Source organism: Myxococcus sp. XM-1-1-1 (assembly GCF_020037095.1).
Lineage (GTDB): Bacteria > Myxococcota > Myxococcia > Myxococcales > Myxococcaceae > Myxococcus > Myxococcus fulvus.
Genome location: NZ_JAIQDH010000031.1, coordinates 19,365 through 35,721 on the forward strand (window position 1 = coordinate 19,365; position 16,357 = coordinate 35,721).

General features: G+C 71.4%; 10 protein-coding genes. 5 read left to right on the forward strand and 5 right to left on the reverse strand.

Annotated elements, in window-relative coordinates:
• Position 1 precedes the first annotated feature (1 nt).
• Together K8640_RS37970 and K8640_RS37975 are read right to left on the reverse strand one after the other, a co-directional pair.
• On the reverse strand, positions 2 to 1,378 hold the full coding sequence (locus K8640_RS37970; RefSeq protein WP_223751561.1) for a hypothetical protein: 1,377 nt from the start codon (positions 1,376 to 1,378) through the stop codon (positions 2 to 4).
• 59 nt (positions 1,379 to 1,437) lie between these two features.
• Positions 1,438 to 1,947: a GyrI-like domain-containing protein gene (locus tag K8640_RS37975; protein WP_223751562.1), complete on the reverse strand. Its 510-nt coding sequence runs from the start codon at positions 1,945 to 1,947 to the stop codon at positions 1,438 to 1,440.
• Positions 1,948 to 2,001: 54 nt separating this feature from the next.
• Here K8640_RS37975 and K8640_RS37980 point away from each other — a divergent pair, with 54 nt between their 5' ends.
• The 5 genes from K8640_RS37980 to K8640_RS38000 all read left to right on the forward strand — a co-directional run bounded on the left by K8640_RS37980 (position 2,002) and on the right by K8640_RS38000 (position 11,662).
• On the forward strand, positions 2,002 to 2,751 hold the full coding sequence (locus tag K8640_RS37980; protein ID WP_223751563.1) for a MerR family transcriptional regulator: 750 nt from the start codon (positions 2,002 to 2,004) through the stop codon (positions 2,749 to 2,751).
• Positions 2,752 to 2,835: 84 nt separating this feature from the next.
• Positions 2,836 to 4,707, forward strand: a complete 1,872-nt coding sequence (locus tag K8640_RS37985) for an OPT family oligopeptide transporter (RefSeq protein ID WP_223751564.1) — start codon at positions 2,836 to 2,838, stop codon at positions 4,705 to 4,707.
• A gap of 13 nt (positions 4,708 to 4,720) precedes the next feature.
• Positions 4,721 to 8,602, forward strand: coding sequence for a serine/threonine-protein kinase (locus tag K8640_RS37990; RefSeq protein ID WP_223751565.1), 3,882 nt, complete (start codon positions 4,721 to 4,723; stop codon positions 8,600 to 8,602).
• Between the two features lie 165 nt (positions 8,603 to 8,767).
• Entirely contained in the window at positions 8,768 to 10,258 is a 1,491-nt protein-coding gene (locus K8640_RS37995; protein ID WP_223751566.1) for a hypothetical protein, read from the forward strand.
• 3 nt (positions 10,259 to 10,261) lie between these two features.
• Positions 10,262 to 11,662: a serine/threonine-protein kinase gene (locus tag K8640_RS38000; protein ID WP_223751567.1), complete on the forward strand. Its 1,401-nt coding sequence runs from the start codon at positions 10,262 to 10,264 to the stop codon at positions 11,660 to 11,662.
• Positions 11,663 to 11,665: 3 nt separating this feature from the next.
• Here the strand turns inward: K8640_RS38000 and K8640_RS38005 are convergent, their stop codons facing one another.
• The 3 genes from K8640_RS38005 to glsA all read right to left on the reverse strand — a co-directional run bounded on the left by K8640_RS38005 (position 11,666) and on the right by glsA (position 16,124).
• Positions 11,666 to 13,084 (reverse strand): sigma 54-interacting transcriptional regulator, encoded by a 1,419-nt coding sequence (locus K8640_RS38005; protein WP_223751568.1) that lies wholly within the window; start codon positions 13,082 to 13,084, stop codon positions 11,666 to 11,668.
• A 423-nt stretch (positions 13,085 to 13,507) separates the two neighbouring features.
• Positions 13,508 to 14,704, reverse strand: a complete 1,197-nt coding sequence (locus tag K8640_RS38010) for a porin (RefSeq protein ID WP_223751569.1) — start codon at positions 14,702 to 14,704, stop codon at positions 13,508 to 13,510.
• Between the two features lie 256 nt (positions 14,705 to 14,960).
• A complete protein-coding gene (gene glsA / locus K8640_RS38015) occupies positions 14,961 to 16,124 on the reverse strand; it encodes a glutaminase A (protein WP_223751570.1) in 1,164 nt (387 codons plus the stop codon).
• Positions 16,125 to 16,357: the final 233 nt, after the last annotated feature.

The following is a 16,357-nucleotide window of genomic DNA, read 5'->3' on the forward strand; positions in this document are numbered from 1 at the left end:
TCTACTCCGGCGAGACGCGCGTCAGGAACGAGTCCGTGGGCGACATCCCCGTCACCGGACCCGAGCCGAAGTCCAACGTGCCGAGCAGCCGTCCCCACAGGACGACATCCCGTCGGCCCGCCGTGGCGACGCGCATCGCGGACTGGTTGCGCAGATCGCCGAAGCCTCGGCTCCACCACGTCTCGCCGTCACGACCGAGCTTCACCACGTAGACATCATCGCCTCCCGCGCTCGTCAGGGGCCCGTCACCGAAGTCGATGCGGCTGGTGAACGTGCCCGTCACCACGGGGCTGCCCAGGGGGTCGACGTCCACGTCGTAGGCCCAGTCGAACCCGGCCCCGCCGAAGCTCCGGCTCCAGCGGTTGTTGCCATCACCGTCGAACGCGGAGACGAACACGTCACCGTCCGCGCTGAAGAGCGGTCCGCCGCCATGGTTCACCGTGCCGATGAATGCGCCCGTCGCGACGACCTGGCCCTGAGGGTCCGCGGCCAGCCGCCAGAGCGTCTGGCTCCGCAGCTCGCCGTAGCCCTTCGCCCAGAGGGGCAGGCCATGCGCGTCCAGCTTCATCACGTAGACGTTGAAGCCCGGCGTCGTGAGCCAGGGCACGCCGTCGACCGACAGCACGTCCAGGAAGCCGCTGCTGAGGTAGAGGTTGTCCTGGGCATCCAGCGCCAACGACGTGAGCGCGGTGGCCGTGCCCGCTTCGTATTGGCTGTGCCAGACGAGGGCACCGGTGTCTCCGGCGAGCCTCGCGACGAACTGATTCAGCGCACCCGTCCCGGGTATCGGTCCGGCGCCGTAGTCGATGAAGCGCTCGAAGTATCCGCTCACCAGCACGTCGCCGTTGCTCGCCGTGACGAGCGAGCCCGTCTGCTGCTGTCCGCCGTCCCCGAAGCAGCGGCTCCAGACGTGCGTGCCCTGCGCGTCGAACTTCGCCAGGAACGCGCTCGGGACGCCCGGCTCACCACGGCAGGGCAGGGGACCTCCACCGAAGTCGAGCGAGCCCCAGTAATCCCCCGTGATGACGATGTTGCCCGCGCCATCCACCGCGAGGCCCGTGGCCTGCTGGTAGTTCTCGTCACCGAAGCGCCTCGCCCAGAGGGGCTGACCGCTCGGGTCGAACCGCGCCACGAGGATGTCCCACGACGACGTGGCCACGAACGCCACCTGTCCGCTCGACTGCACCGCCACGTCCCCGAAGCCCTCGATGCCTCCGTACGTGGAGGTCCAGGGGGCCGGCACAAGCTCACTCGCTCCGAGCAGCTCCCGTTGTCCGACGGGTAAGCGCTCCGTCACCTCCGACTCACCCGGCGCACCGCAGGCCGGCACCAGGCTCAACAGCAACAGGGAGGATGAAGGTCTGAATGTCGAGCTCATGCGGACAGGCTAGGAAAGCGCTTCCGCACGAGGCAAGCCAGCGTGTCCAGGCTCGACGCTCACCCATTCCTGGGCGACTTGCTGGCGAGCAAGGGCCGCAGGATGTCGTAGTCGAAGCGCTCGTAGGGGGGCGTCACCCACTGTCGGCGACGCTCGTAGCGCTCCAGACAGTCCGCTCCCACATCCGTCTTCCGCTCTTGCGCCGTCTCCCACTGCGCGAGCCCCATGTACGCCGCGTCGATGGCGGATGCCTCGCCCAGCGCCGTCGCCAAGGCGTACTCGCGCGGAGGAAGCTCCCGACCGTCCATCCCTTCGGGAACGGAGCCGAGGTGACGGACCTGGACGCAGACGCTGTACGTGTAGACACCGTCGACGCTCTCCTTCAGGTGGTCGCTCTCCGGGAACACGCCGTAGAGCACGTCCGGATTCACGGCGTTGGGAATGGAGCCCAGGCGCGCGACGAGCTCGAGCCACGCCAGGGGGACGCGGTGGCTCAGCTCGCTGCGGCGCCCCACGACCTTGAGGCCGACCAGGCACAGGCCACCCAGGGAGACGATGGAGATGTTCATGCGGCCATACCCTGCACCTTGAACCTGGTTGAAGCTCCAGGAGAATGTCGTCGCATGCTGTCGATTTCCCAGTTCTCCGAACGATGTGGCATCTCCGCGAGCGCCCTGCGCTTCTACGAGCGCAAGGGCCTGCTCGTCCCCGCCGGGCGGCAGGAGAATGGCTACCGCGCGTATTCGCCCAAGCAGGTCGCTGAGGCGCGCTTCCTCGGGAGCCTTCGCGCCGCGGGCATCCCCCTGCGCGCCATCCGCGACTTCCTCCGCAAGGACGTCCGCGCGAGAGAGGCGATGCTGTCCTCCTGGCGCCAGGAGATGGCCGCGAGGCTGCTCTCGCTCCAGGTCGCGAACCAGTACCTGCGCGGCCTGACACCCGAGCGCCCCCCGCTGCATCTGGAGCACTGGAACGAGCCTTCCGTCCTTGTCTGGTTTCCCGCGAGCGCGGACGAGGCGCCGCTCCCGTTCCGCGCGGAGGTGGCCTCCAGGAAGCGGGCCCTCCAGCAACGGGGAGTGCCGGTGCTCACCGGTGGCTACGTGAGGACGCTCGACTCCCAGGATGGGACGCTGTCGGGGGAGGTCGGGTTCCGCATCAAGGCGAGCAGGCGGACTCCCGCGGGGGCGCGGCGTCAGGAGGTCCCGCCCACGCTCTTCGCCACCTTGGAGTGCGGCCTGCGCGACGACGTGGCCGCGCACCGCGTGTTCCGCTTCCTCGACGAGCTGGGCTTCCGTCCAGGCGCTCTCCATCTGGAGCGTTACCTTCCCGGAACGCCGGACCGCTACCTGCTCATGTTGGCCGTGCAGCGTCGCTGACGCCTCCCGGCCACCACGTGTCCACCCGGAAGCGACGGGAGGGGCTCGTGCGGAAGAGGGCGGGGTGGAAAGATGGAGAGGCCCATGGCTTTGTCCCCCCCTCAAGCATCGCCCGAGGCAACGGCGCCTCCGCGCTCGCCGTCCGCCGCGTCATTGACCCTGCTGAGCATCCCAGGGGACTCGCCCGAGGCGACGGATTCGTACTGGCTGGAGCATGTGTACCAGGGAGACCGACTGCCGCAGCTCACGCTGCGCTCGGTGCTGTTGGGCGCGGCCATCGGTCTGGTCACCTGTGCCACCAACCTCTACGTCGGCCTCAAGACGGGCATCGTCTTCGGTGTCGCCATCACCGCCGTGCTGCTCGCGCAGGGCGCCCATGGATTGTTCCGGCGCCTGGTGCCCGGCATCGCGGGCGCGCCGCTGTCTCCGCTGGAGACGTGTAATGCGCAGGCGGTCGCCTCGGCCGCGGGCTATGCCACCGGTGGCGCGCTCGTGTCCGTGCAGGGCGCGTGGCTCGTCGTCACCGGACACCATCCCTCCGGGCCGATGCTGCTCGCGTGGACCTTCTTCCTGTCCGCGCTCGGTGTCCTGTTCGCCGTGCCCTTCAAGCGACAGCTCGTGGACCATGAGCAGCTGCCCTTCGCTTCCGGCACCGCCGCGGCGACCACCATCCGCGCCATGCATGGCACGGATTCGGAGGCGTCCTCCCGGTTGCGGCTGCTCGGAGGTGGCGGGCTCTTCTCCGGACTCGTCACGCTGGCACGCGATGCGTGGGGAAAGCTGCCTGTCTCCGTGCCCTTGCCGGGGACCTGGCGTGGACTCACCCTGGAGCGCCTGGGCTTCGGACTGGAGCTGAGCCTGCTGCCCATCGGCGCCGGCGTGCTGCTGGGGCCGCGCATCACGACGTCGATGCTGCTGGGCGCGGTGCTCATCCACGGCGTCGTCGCGCCCCGCGTGTTCGCCTCGGGCGTGGTCGACGCGAAGGAGGGGAGCTACCTCGAGTGGAGCCTGTGGCCCGGCACCGCCGCGCTCGTCGTCGGCTCGCTGCTGCACTTCCTGCTCCAGGGCCGTGTCGTGGGTCGTGCCCTCCGCGGTGTCCTCTCCCGAGCGCCCGGAAGGCCGCATCCGGTGGATGCGCTGCAGGTTCCGCGAAGCTGGTTGCTCACGGGGCTCGTCGTGCTGACGCCCGCGTCCGTCGCCGTGGCGTACGTCGGCTTCGGGGTTCCCGTGGCGCACGGAGCGCTCGCCGTGGCGATGTCCTTCGCGCTGTGCCTCATCTCCTGTCGTGTCACCGGTGAGACGGACTCGACGCCGGTGGGCGCCCTGGGGCAGGTGACGCAGGTGACCTACGGAGTGCTGCTGCCGAACCAGGTGCAGGCCAACCTCGCCACGGCGGGCATCACCGTGAACACGGCATCGTCGTCCGCGGACCTGCTCACCGACTTGAAGACGGGACACCTGCTGGGGGCCCACCCCCGTCGCTTGTTCCTCGCGCAGTTGATCGGCTCGGGCATCGGCGCGCTCGCGGTGGTTCCGCTGTTCTTCCTGCTCGTGCCGAACGCGGAGGCGCTGGGCGGCGAGCGCTTCCCCGCACCCGGTGTCTTCAGCACGGCGGGTGTCGCGCGCATCCTCGCCTCGGGCCTCGACAGCCTGCCGCCGATGACCCGCGCCGCGGTCGGGTGGGCCTCGCTCCTGGCGGCGCTCCTCGTGCTCGCCGAGCGACTGCTCCCCGCACGGTGGGGCCGGTGGATACCTTCGCCCCTGGGCATGGGGTTGGCTTGTCTGCTGCCCGCGTCGTACGCGCTCGGTTTCTTCCTGGGCGGCGTCATCTCCGGAGTCGTGAGCTACGTGAAATCCACGACAGCCGAAGGGCGGGTGGTGACGCTCGCGGCGGGCTGCATCGCGGGCGAGGGGCTGGTGGGCGTCGCCATCGTCCTGTCGCAGTCGCTCTGGTAGCGTCTCCTCACCGATGCGCTGCCTGAACTGTCACCGTCGCCTTGCTCCGGGCGCGGCTTGTCCCGTGCACGGCGCGAGTGTTCCAGGCGGCTCGCTCGCCGGGACACTGACGCTCACGGACGTGCCGGGCGTGCGCGGCGCCGCGCCGCTGGGGCGTGGTGGCTTCTCGCAGGTGTTCACCGCGTATCGCGACTCGGATGGTCGCGAGGTGGCGCTCAAGGTCGGGCATGGGCCGCATCACGAGCGCTTCGCGCGCGAGGCCGCGGCGCTGCGGCGCGTGGGGGCTCCCATCGTCCCGGAGCTGCTGGAGCACGGCGTCGCGCGCGGACGACCGTTCCTGGTGATGGAGCACCTGCACGGGCAGACGCTCGCGGCGTGGATGGCGGCGCTGCCGGGCACAGGCGCCGCGTCGCTGCCGCGCGTGCGGGAGCTGCTCCGTGGCTTGTGCTCGGCGCTGGAGCACATGCACGCGGCGGGCGTGGCGCACCGCGACCTCAAGCCGGAGAACATCTTCCTGCGCGAGGGCGGCGCGCTGAGCCTCCTCGACCTGGGGCTCGCGCGCTTCCACGACCTCGAGGACCCGGACGACGCGGACGCGCTCCCGCCCGGAGTGACGCCCGCGGGGCAGCGGCTGGGCACGCCGTTGTACATGGCTCCGGAGCAGTGTCTGGACGCGCGTCTGGCCAGCACGCCCGCCGACATCTACTCGCTGGGCATCGTCCTCTTCGAGCTGCTCACGGGCGCGCCGCCCTTCGTCGGCAGCCCGGAGCAGATCCGCCACGGACACGTCAGCCTGCGCCCGCCGAAGGTCTCCGAGCGCGCGGAGGTCCCCGCCGCGCTCGACGATGTCCTCCGCTCCTGTCTGGCCAAGTCGCCGCTGGAGCGCTTCGCCAGGGCCCCCGACGTGCTCGCGGCCTTCGACGCCGCATGTCGCGCCACCACCGCGCTCGGCCCCGTCGCGCCGGGCGAGGCCGTGTCCCCGCAGCAGCCGCTCTCGTCGGGCGCGGGGCCTCGGCAGGTGGCGCTGCTCGGGCTCCACACACCGCTGGCGTTGGACGCGGTGAAGGCCGCCATCGAACCGCGCGGCGGGCTCATCGCGCGCGTGAGGCCCGGTGGCTACGTCATCGCCTTCGCGGAGTCGCTCACCGCCGAGGCGAACGTGCGCGCGGGCGCGCTCGCCGCGAGGAAGCTGCTCGAGGAGTCGGAGGCCTCGGCCGTGCTCCATCTGGCGGAGCTGCACGTGCGCGTCGGTGCGTCCACGTTGCGATTGGCGGGGGCCGCGCTGGACTCGCCCGCGGACTGGTGGCCGCAGACATGGGTGCCCGGTGAGACGCGCGTCACGGAGGCCGCGGCCGCGCGCCTGGACTCCAGCGCCACCGAGGCCGTGGGCCGCGACACCGCGAGCCTCCTGGACTCCACCTCGGACGTGGGGCGGCTGAGACTGCTCGACAGCGCGGCGTCCAGCGCCTCCTCCGAACCGCCTCCGCTCTTCGGCCGCGAGGACCTGCTGGAGTCGCTGGCGAAGGAGGCGTTCCGCAGCCTCTCGGAGAGCGTCCCGGGCTTCTCGGTCGTCACCGCGGACGTGGGGCTCGGCAAGTCGCGCGTCATCGAAGCGCTCGCCGCGCGGTTGGAGTCGAGCGGCCAGGCCCAGGTCATCCGCTTGCGCGCCACGGCTCCGGACGTCCGATCGCCGGAGGCGCTGCTCGAGACCCTGCGCGCCGCTCTCGTCGACGGGCCCTCGCCGCTGCCCGAGTCCCCCAGGACCAGCGGCGTCCCGCTCGCGGACGCACGTCACGCGGCGGCGCGCTGGCTCGCCGAAGCGCTTCGTCACCGCGCTCGCGAGCTGCCCCGGGTGTTGCTGCTGGATGATGCGCACCTGGCGGACCCGACGACGCTCGACGCGCTGGAGGTCGCCACGCTCACGGGCGCGTCCGCGCCGCTCTGGGTCTGCGTCGTCGCTCGACCGGCGCTGCTCGGCCTGCGGCCCCACCTGGGCGAGCGCAGCGCGAGCGCCGCTCGACATGTCCTGCCGCCGCTGCCTCCCGAGGCCAGTCGCGCGCTGATGCTGCACCTGCTGCGTCCCGCCGAGCACATCCCGGAGCCGGTGCTCGCGCGATTGGAGCAGCTGGCCCAGGGCGTGCCGCTGTCGCTCGTGGAGCTGGCCGTGGCCCTGCGGACCGCAGGCGCGCTGAGGGCCTCGCCCGGGGGCGGTTGGTACATCGCCCCGGACGCGCTGCTCGACGTGTCCGTGACGCCGCTCTTCCAGCGGCTCGCCAGTCGCGCGCTGGATGGACTGCCGGATGCGTACGGCGGGCTCGCGCGACTGTGCGCGGTGCTCGGCACGGAGCTGGAGGTCGAGCGCGTGGACGCGGCCTTGCGACACCTCGGGCCCGCGGAGGAGGGCGTGGGCATGGCCACCTCCCTGGACGCGGGCGCGGGCCTGCAGCGTCTGGCGCGCGCGGGGCTCCTCAGGCCCGTGGGCCTGGGCCGCTTCGCGTTCCGTCACCCCTTGCTGCGCGAGTCCATCGAAGCGCTCCTGCCTCCGGTGACTCGGCGTGCGCTGCATGCCGCCGCGCGACTGGCGACCACCGGGGATTCACCCGTCGAACGTCATCGTCGCGCCCTCCACGCCGCGGCCTGCGGCGCGCACGACGAGGCCGCCACCGCGTTCCTCGTGTTGGCCGAGGAGTCACGCCGCGCGCACCGCTCCGTGGAGGCCGAGCAGCTCTACACCCGCGCGCTCGCGCTGCTGCCGGACCGCGACTCCGAGCAGCGGGCACGGGCTCTCGCGGGACGAGGACGCGTGCGCCATCGCCTCCAGCGCTTCCACGAAGGGCTCGGTGACCTGGCCGCCGCGCGCGCCCTGGCGGAGGTCCGCGGCGACAAGGCCCTGTGCGTGGACCTGCTCCTGGAGGAGGCCACCGCGCGCGACTGGATGGAGGACGTGGAGGGCTCGACGCTCTGTGCTCGCGAGGCGCTGGAGCGCATCGAGCAGCTCGACGACCCGCGCCTGTCCCTGCGCTGCACCCTGGCCCGAGGACGGTTGCACGTGCGCCAGGGGGAGTGGGGCAATGCGGCCCGCATCCTCGACTCCGTCATCGAGGGCGCAGAGCGCGCCAGGGAGCACGAGACCCTGGTGGTGGCCCTCACCATGCTGGGCTCGTCGCTGACGTTCCTCGAGCGCACGGAGGAGGCCGCGTCGCGCTTCGAGGAGGCCCTGGCCCGCTGCGAGGCCGCGGGCGATGCGCTGCACCTGGCCGCCACGCTCATCAACCGCGTGCTCCTGTGGCTGGGGCAGGGCGATGTGGCGAGGATGGAGGAGGACCTGCGGCGCGCGATGGGCCTGGGACGCGAGCTGGGACACGCGCAGGTGGAGCGCTGGTCCACCTTCAACCTCGCCGAGGTGCTCTACATGCAGGGGCGCCTGCAGGAGGCGCTCCCGTTGGCGCGCCGGGCCCATGAGCTCGGCGTGCGCTTCTTCCTCGAACATCCGGTGCCCGTGGACGCGCTGCTGCTCGCGCGCATCGGCGTGGCGCTCGGCGATTGGGAGGAGGCGTCCCGCCAGCTGCGCTGGATTGAGTTCCATTGCCCGCCCGCCTCGCTGCCGCCCACCGCCGTCATGCGCAAGCTGGTGGAGCTCCAGGTGCGCGAGGCCGAGCGCGGAGGCGGAGTGCACGAGTCGCCCGCATGGACGGCGCTGGAGGACGAGGCCCGCGAGCTGGCCTCTCCCGACGAGAAGGCGGAGCTGCTGCTCCAGGCCGCCCACTCCGCCTTCCGCTCCCGCCTCCCGGACGAAGCCCGCACGTGGCTGACCCGCGCCGAGAGCGCCATCGCCTCCGCTCCGCTCTGGCGGACCCGCTGGGAGGCCCTGCGCGACACGGTGGGGCGGGTGTAGCGCGGGACGTCACAAACCCGCCGGGGAGTGACCTCCCACGCTACAGCGGACGACCTCCCAGGGCGGTTTCCCGCCGGCAAGGTGACGGGCGGCGCGGCTGGCCTGGAGCGTGCTTCAGTGGGGGGGTATTTCTCCAATTTCATGTTTTTCACTGGAGGAGCGTCCATGGGTGTCACTGTCCGTCGCGCCCCGTCGGGTGTCGTGTCCTTGCTGTTGTTGGCCCTGGCCGGCTGTGGGGGAGGGAGCAGCGTGCCCGTCGCCGACGCCCCGACGTCCGACGTCGGGGAGAGCCGGGCGGAGATTCGCATCGCGAACTCGCTGTCCACGGATGCGCTGGTCCTCAACGCCCTCTCCACCAACGCGCTGGCCAACCGGATGTTGGCGACGCAGAAGCTGCAGGACCTGTTCAGCGCATCGGGAGGGGACGCGTACATCCGCAAGCAGCTGCATGATCCGGATGCCCAGACGTTCATGAGCTACCTGGTGAGCTGCGCGCTGGGGCCCAACCAGGTGCTCTGGTACTACAACCCTCGCGGGCCGACGCCGGGCGCCAACCTGTGGCAGGGCAAGGCGGGCCTGTGTACGTCGTGGCTGACGTCGGCCCCGACGCCCGATTGCCTCAACCGCGTCTCCGCGTGCCTGCTGGCGCGCAACAACGCGTTCGGCCGCCGCGTGGAGCTGTCCATCCGCGGCGAGGTCTCCGGCAACCCGAGCATCTTCTACCTGGAGCCGGTGTCGCGGCCGGCGGAGTACGACCCGACCACGGCGACGAAGCTGCCGAGCTTCGAGGGCTGCCATGAGGGCGAGACGGGCGCGCAGCGCGACTGCGGGTGGACGCCGGACGGTATCGGCTCCTGTCTGCCCGGCTCGCAGGTCTGGGTCGGGGCGGGCGGCGCCGTCTCCTGCCCGGGGCCGACGCTGGGGGCCTCGACCGGCGGGCGCATGGCGCTGCGGGTCTGCTCGGGCGTGGTGGGCTGTGGCTCCGCCAGCGACACGGCGCTCGGCGAGTCGGAGTCCAGCTGCTCCGGCACGGGGCCGGTGGTCGGCTTCACCTGCCCGGCGGAGGGATACTTCAGCGTGATGACGGCGCCGTATGACAGCAACGACAGCGGCGTCGCGAGCGTGGCCGCGGACTCCTCCGAGCTGGCGGCGTATCCGCTGGCGGAGGCCGAGGTCTTCGGCGTTCGCGAGGGCGCCTTCTACGGCAACATCTTCGACTCGAAGGCGCTGGCCACGCAGGTGTATGTGGAGGAGGTCCGCCAGGGCGACATCACGCGCTATCGCGTGGTGGGAGATGACGCGGTGGTGGATGGTGCCATCTACAAGCGCATGTACTCCTGTTACGACCCGCAGTGGAGCAACGGCGCGGCGTACTCCTCGTACCGCGTCTGCGCGCTGCCCGGCACCGGCGCCAACTGCGCGTCCACGGTGGCGGGCCCCTGCTGGGGGAGCGCGACGAAGGGCGAGGGGCGGTGTGAGATCGACGATGGCCCGGAGGTGCCGGGGGATGGCGACTACGAGCGGTGCAGGGATCCGTTCGGCGGTCTGTGGAGGGAGCCGGTGACGACGTTCCTGCATGACGCCTGCGGCCCGGTGAAGGGTGAGCGCGCGCTCAAGCTGTGCTCACGGACGATTCGCACGAGCAAGGAGCGCTAGTCGATGACGAGCGGAGGCGTGGAGGCCCTCTACGGTGAGGAGCTGCGGCCCGGCGCGCTGGTGGGGCGCTGGGTCGTGGAGCGTGTCCATTACCGGGGGCCGGTCTCCACCCTCTATCGGGCGCGGGATGCGACGAGCGGGACGCTCGCCGCGCTCAAGGTCCTGCAGTCGTCGGCCTTGTCCACGGACACCGCGCTGCGCCGCTTCCGACGGGAGGCGGCGACGCTCCAGCGGCTGAGTCATCCGCACATCGTCCAGGTGCTCGACTATGGCGAGCTCCCGGAGGGCCGGCCCTTCATCGCCATGGAGTGGCTGGAGGGCCGCGACCTGGCCGCGGAGCTGTCCGCGCGAGGGCCCCTGTCCTCACGTGAGGCGCTGGAGGTGCTGGAGCAGGTGGGCGCCGCGCTGGGCGTCGCGCACGCGGCGGGCGTGGTGCACCGGGACCTCAAGGCGCAGAACGTGATGCGCCTGTCCGGCGGGGGCGAGGCCCCGTGGGTGAAGCTGGTGGACTTCGGCGTGGCGAAGGCGCTGACGCCAGGGGTTCCCGGGGCCTCGTCGCTCACGCACACGGGCGTCGCCCTGGGCACGCCGCTGTCCATGGCGCCCGAGCAGATCCGCGGTGAGGTGCCCGACGCGCGCACGGACCTGTATGCGCTGGGCGTGCTCCTGTTCCAGCTCGTCACCGGGCAGCCGCCGTTCCAGGGCGCCACGCGGCACGAGGTTGAGGAGCAGCACCTGCACGCGCCACCCCCCAGGCCCACCGAGCGCGCGCCCGTGCCCTCGGGGCTGGATGACGTGGTGTCGCGCTGCCTGGCCAAGACTCGCGAGGAGCGCTACCCGGACGTGGCCCTGTTCCTGGAGGAGCTGCGTCGAGCGGTGGGGGGCGTGGGGCCTCGCGCGAACCCGGGCCACGCGGTGGCGCTCTACGCGGAGGCCCGCATGTCCCACGCGCCCGACTCGACGAGCCTGGAGCGCATGGACTCCCTGCTGGAGCGCGCGGGCCTGGTTGCCCGCGAGGTGGGGCTGGAGGTGCGGCTGGAGGGGAGCGGCTGTCTGATGGCGCTGGCGCCGCTGCCCGATGACGCGGCCTCCGAGCGCGCCGTGCGCGAGCGCGTGCTGGCGGCGGCGCTGTCCCTCCTGGAGCAGGAGGGGGCGCGAGACCAGGACGCTCGCGAGACCGCGTCCCCCGTCCGCCTGGCCATCACCGTCCACGTGGACCAGCTGCCGGGCGCGGAGGGCCGCGTGGGCGCGAGCCTGTTGCACCTGCCGGGCTGGGTGGCGGACGCGACGGACGGAGGGCTGGTGGCCACCGAGTCGGCGCTGAGAGGGCTGGAGTCCGGCTTCCTCGCGGCGCCGTTGCCCGGTGGCGGGGCCCTCTGGTCCCGCGTCACCGGACGGCGGTGAGGCTCACGGCTTGATGCCGTGCCGGCGCAGCAGCCGGTAGAGGTGCACCCGGTCCATGCCCGCGGTGACGGCGGCCTGGGCCACCTTGCCCTGGTGCTTCTCCAGGAGCGCGCGCAGGTAGCGGCGCTCGAAGTCGTCGACGGCGCGGCGGCGCTGGTCGGCGTAGGGCAGGGTGGGGTCCACCTCCATGGGATTGCCCGAGCGCGACTCGTCCTCGGTCAGCTCCACCGCCTCCTCGAAGACGAGGCAGCGCTCCAGGTAGTTGCGCAGCTCGCGCACGTTGCCGGGCCACGCCGCGTAGCGCAGCCGGGCCAGGAAGTCCGGCGTGCGCAGGGACGCGGTGCGCTCCTTGTCCGCGCCCAGCGTGCCCAGGATGCCCTCCACCAGCAGCGGCAGGTCCTCGGGCCGCTGACGCAGGGGGGGCAGGGCGATCCTCAGCACCGCGAGGCGGAAGAAGAGGTCGGAGCGGAAGCGCCCCGCGTTCACCTCCGCGCGCAGGTCTCGGTGCGTGGCCGCCATCAGTCGCACGTCCACCGGCTGGTACGTGTTGCTGCCGACGCGGCGGATCTCCCGGTTCTCCAGCACGCGCAGCAGCTTGGGCTGCAGCTCCGCGGGCAATTCGCCGATCTCGTCGAGGAAGACGGTGCCGCCGATGGCCTCCTCGAAGACGCCCGCCCGGCGCTGGAGCGCGCCGGTGAAGGCGCCCTTCTCGTGCCCGAACAGCTCGCTCTCCAGGAGGTGCGCGGGGATGGCGCCGCAGTCCACGACCAGGAAGGGGCCGTCCTTGCGCCGGCCCGCCTCGTGGATGGCCTGGGCCGCCTGGCTCTTGCCCGTGCCCGTCTCGCCCTCCAGCAGCACGGTGACGTCGCGCGACGCGGCGCGCTCCATCATCGCGAAGCACACGCGCATGGCCACCGACGCGCCCACCAGCGTCCCGAAGCGCGTGCTCTCCGACACCGGCAGCCGGTTGTTCTCCGCGCTGAAGTCGAAGCGCAGCACCACCCGGCCCAGCCGCAGCAGCGAGCCGCTGCGCAGCACGCCCTCCATCACCAGGACGCCGTCCAGGATGACGCCGTTGAGGCTGTCCAGGTCGCGCACCTGCGGCCCCTTGGGCCCGATGCGAATCTCGCAGTGGAAGCGCGACACGGTGGAGTCATCCACCGCGAAGTCGTTGAGCGGATGCGAGCCCACCGAGCACGTGTCCGCCGTGGACTCCCACGTGCTGCCGGACTGGGGGCCTTCCACCACCGTCAGCCGGAAGCGGCGCACGGTGGAGGCGTCGTACGCGCGGCGGCCCTGCTCGTAGGGGAGCGTGACGTGGAGCGCCTCGTCGCCGGAGTCCCGTGCCTCGACCTTCCAGACCGGATCACTCTTCACGTCGGGAATCGGAGGCGGTGTGCGGGCCCGGTCGGAAGCAGACATGAGCTTCAAGATACCATGGCCACGTGACGCGAAGTTCCGGTCGTCCATCCTGTCCCATCCGTCAGGTTGCTCCGTGAAAGCCCCCGCGGAGGCCCGGCTCGGTCTGTCTCCCGGCCGGGCCCCGCGTCCCCCCTCTCCGCCCCCCGGCCCCCCTGCTGCACGGAGCGCACGGTCGTGGTGGGTTGCGCCCGACCGTGTGGCACTCCACGACAATGCAGCGGGTGTGCCGTTCCACCCTCACCCTGGGGTCACTCCCGCCCTCGAGACAGGGGCGTAGCCTGGAGGGTTACAAATCCGGCCCGCCTGTAGCGTGGGGCGCTACAGGTGCGGGCCCCGCCGTCGATGGGGCGCCTGGCGGCGGCGTCTCCTGGCCATCGACAGGCGCACGGCATGCGCCGCCTGGATGCTCGCAAGACGGGGGCGCTAGAACGCCAGGTTGAGCTGCAGGGTGATGAGCTGCGAGGTGCCGGGGTCCTTCGGAATGACGACGGAGGCGTCCTCCGCGCCGTTGGCGGCTTCCTGGTGGGCAATCTGGTAGCGCAGCTTGAACGCCAGGTGCGGCGCGTTGACGAACCAGGCGAGCTGGGCCTCGCCGATGTAGAGCAGGTCGTCGTCCAGGTCGAAGCTCGGGTTGAGGTAGCTCAGGCGCACGCCCACATCCACGGTCTTCTTGTAGACGACGTAGTCCGCCTGCACCCACGCGCCGAAGCTGGAGAAGTTGCGCGCGTTGTTCATCGGGTCGACGCGGCTGATGTACGCCTCGCCGAAGAGGCTGAAGCGCCGCGCCTGGATGAACAGGTCCACGCCGCCGGTGACGAAGCGGCGCTCGCCCTCGCGCAGGATTTCGAAGACGCCGGACTCCGGGTTGAAGTTCTCCTTCACCTGGGAGACGTCGCCGGCGGCCCCCTGCAGCGTGAAGGACACGTTGAGCGGAGGCGGCTCCTTGTCGCCGGACATGATGTACGGCAGCTCGCCGTAGCCGGGCTTGCCCATGGGGGAGAAGGTGGCGCGCGCGTTGAGCTGATACTTGTCGGACTCGGAGCGGACGCTGCGCAGCGGAGAGCCGCCGTAGACGCCGACGTAGTACTCCAGCCAGTCCATGGTCCCGAAGAACGTCACGCCCTTGTCGCGACCGGTCCAGTAGTAGTTGGCGATGGTGGAGAACTCGGGGAAGAGGATCTGCTGCGGGCCCCAGGACTCGTGACGGCTCAGCGGGGTGTACTGTTGGCCCGCGCGCACGCCCAGCTCGTCCCAGGGTTGGATCTCCACCAGCGAGTCGAGCAGGTACAGCGGCGGGTCCGCCAGCTCCAGCGACGTCCAGAAGCGAATCCAGGGGCGGAAGACGTTGCCGCGCATGATGGGGCGCAGGAACGAGAAGGCCGTGCGGGACTCGGCCTTGCCATCCAGGAAGACGGGCTCGAGCTTGTAGCCGGCCTGCAGCCCGATGCCGAGCAGGTAGTTCCCGTCCTCGGACTGGACGTGGAAGCCGTTCTTCTCATCATAGCCTCCGGTGATGGTGGGCTTGTCGTCGTCCTTCTTCTCGTCCTGCGCGTGACTCTCCGTCGGGGCGAGCAGTCCGCTCACGCCCGCCACCACCGCCGCCACTCGTATCCAGCGCATGCCCTGTTCCCTCGAATGAGCGCGGTCCCCAAGCGAGGCGACTCGCCAGGGGCCGAGCGGCACGGTGGGCATGCGGCTGGAGGGCGCCAGTCGGGGGCGTCGTGCGCTATCCGCGAGCGGACGGCGGGCGCGGCGCGACGATGGCTGACGGACAGCGGCCTCGCCCTCGTGGACGGGGCTCATCGAACACGCAACGTGAGAGGGCGCCCCTCCCTCGTGATGGGAAGAGGCGCCCGCGAACCACGGCGGCGAGGGTCTATGGCGACGGAGGCGTCTTCTGCTCCGCGCCGTCGCGGCCCGCGCCACCGGTCCCCATCGTGCCCGCGCCGCCAGGCGTGGCGGCGTACAGGTTGTCACCCAGCGAGTTCACGACATGGGTGATGGCGCGCTGGGCTCGCACGCTGTTGCCCGCCTTGTCGAGCGGCGGGGAGAAGGCCGCGATGGCGTAGCGGCCCGGCACCACGGCGACGATGCCACCGCCCACGCCGCTCTTCGCGGGGACGCCGGCCTGATAGAGCCACTCGCCGGTGTTCTCATACAGACCATTGGTGGCCATCAGCGCCAGGGTGCGCCGCGCGGTGTCCGGGCTGATGACCCGCTCACCCGTGACGGGGTTGATGCCACCGTTGGCGAGCGTGGCGCCCATGGTGGCCAGCTGCCGGGCCGTGACGTTGACCGAGCACTGCCGCGTGTAGAGGTCGAGCGCCTGCTCGCGCGGAGAGCCGAGGACGTCATAGGACTCCAGCAGCGCGGAGATGGACTGGTTGCGCGTGTTGGTGGCCGTCTCCGACTTGTAGACCTCCTCGTTCACGGAGAGCGGCTCGCCCGCGAAGGCGTTGAAGTTGCCGCTGATCTTCCTCCAGCGCTCGTCGGGCGTCTTCGCGGGAATCAGGCTCACGGAGGTGATGGCGCCCGCGTTGACCAGCGGATTGCCGGCGCGGTGGTCCTCGTTCATCTCGATGGCGACGATGGAGTTGAACGGCTGCCCGGTGGCGTCCACGCCAATCTTGTCCTCGACCTTCTTGGCGCCCACCTCCTCCATCAGCCGCGCCAGCGTGAAGGGCTTGGAGAGCGACTCGATGGGGAAGGGCGAGGCGGCGTCGCCGGCGGTGTAGATCTTCCCGTCGACGGTGACGAGCGCGAGGCCGAAGAGGTTGGGGTTCACCGTGGCCAGGTACGGGATGTAGTCCGCGTTCTTGCCTTCCTTGTTCCCCTTGAACTGCGTGTGGGCCTTCTGGAGGGCCTGCTGGATGTCCGTCTCGGACGGCATCGCCTCGTCTCCCGGGGAGGGGCGGGCGGTCGTCTGGGACGCGGCGGGCTTGGACCTGGGCGCCGCGCCGAGCGCGACACCGGGGCCGGTGAGGGCCAGCAGACATGTGGAGAGCAACCAGCTTCTGCGACCGCGACTTGCGAGCTTCATGTCATCTCCTCCCAGCGACGTGGGCGCCCGCGAGCGCAGGCTGCTGGCGCGTCGGCTTCGGTGGTTGAGGAGTGGGGGCCGCCCGGCCGCGCGGCAACGCCGGGAGCGCACGAGCGAAGAGGCCCTCGCGTCCATGCGTGGGCCCAGGAACCCTCCCCGCCGTCCGGGCTTCGCGTCGATGACGTGGCGCCTACCTTGTCCGACGTCGAGTCGCACGGCGCTCCGCCCGTGCC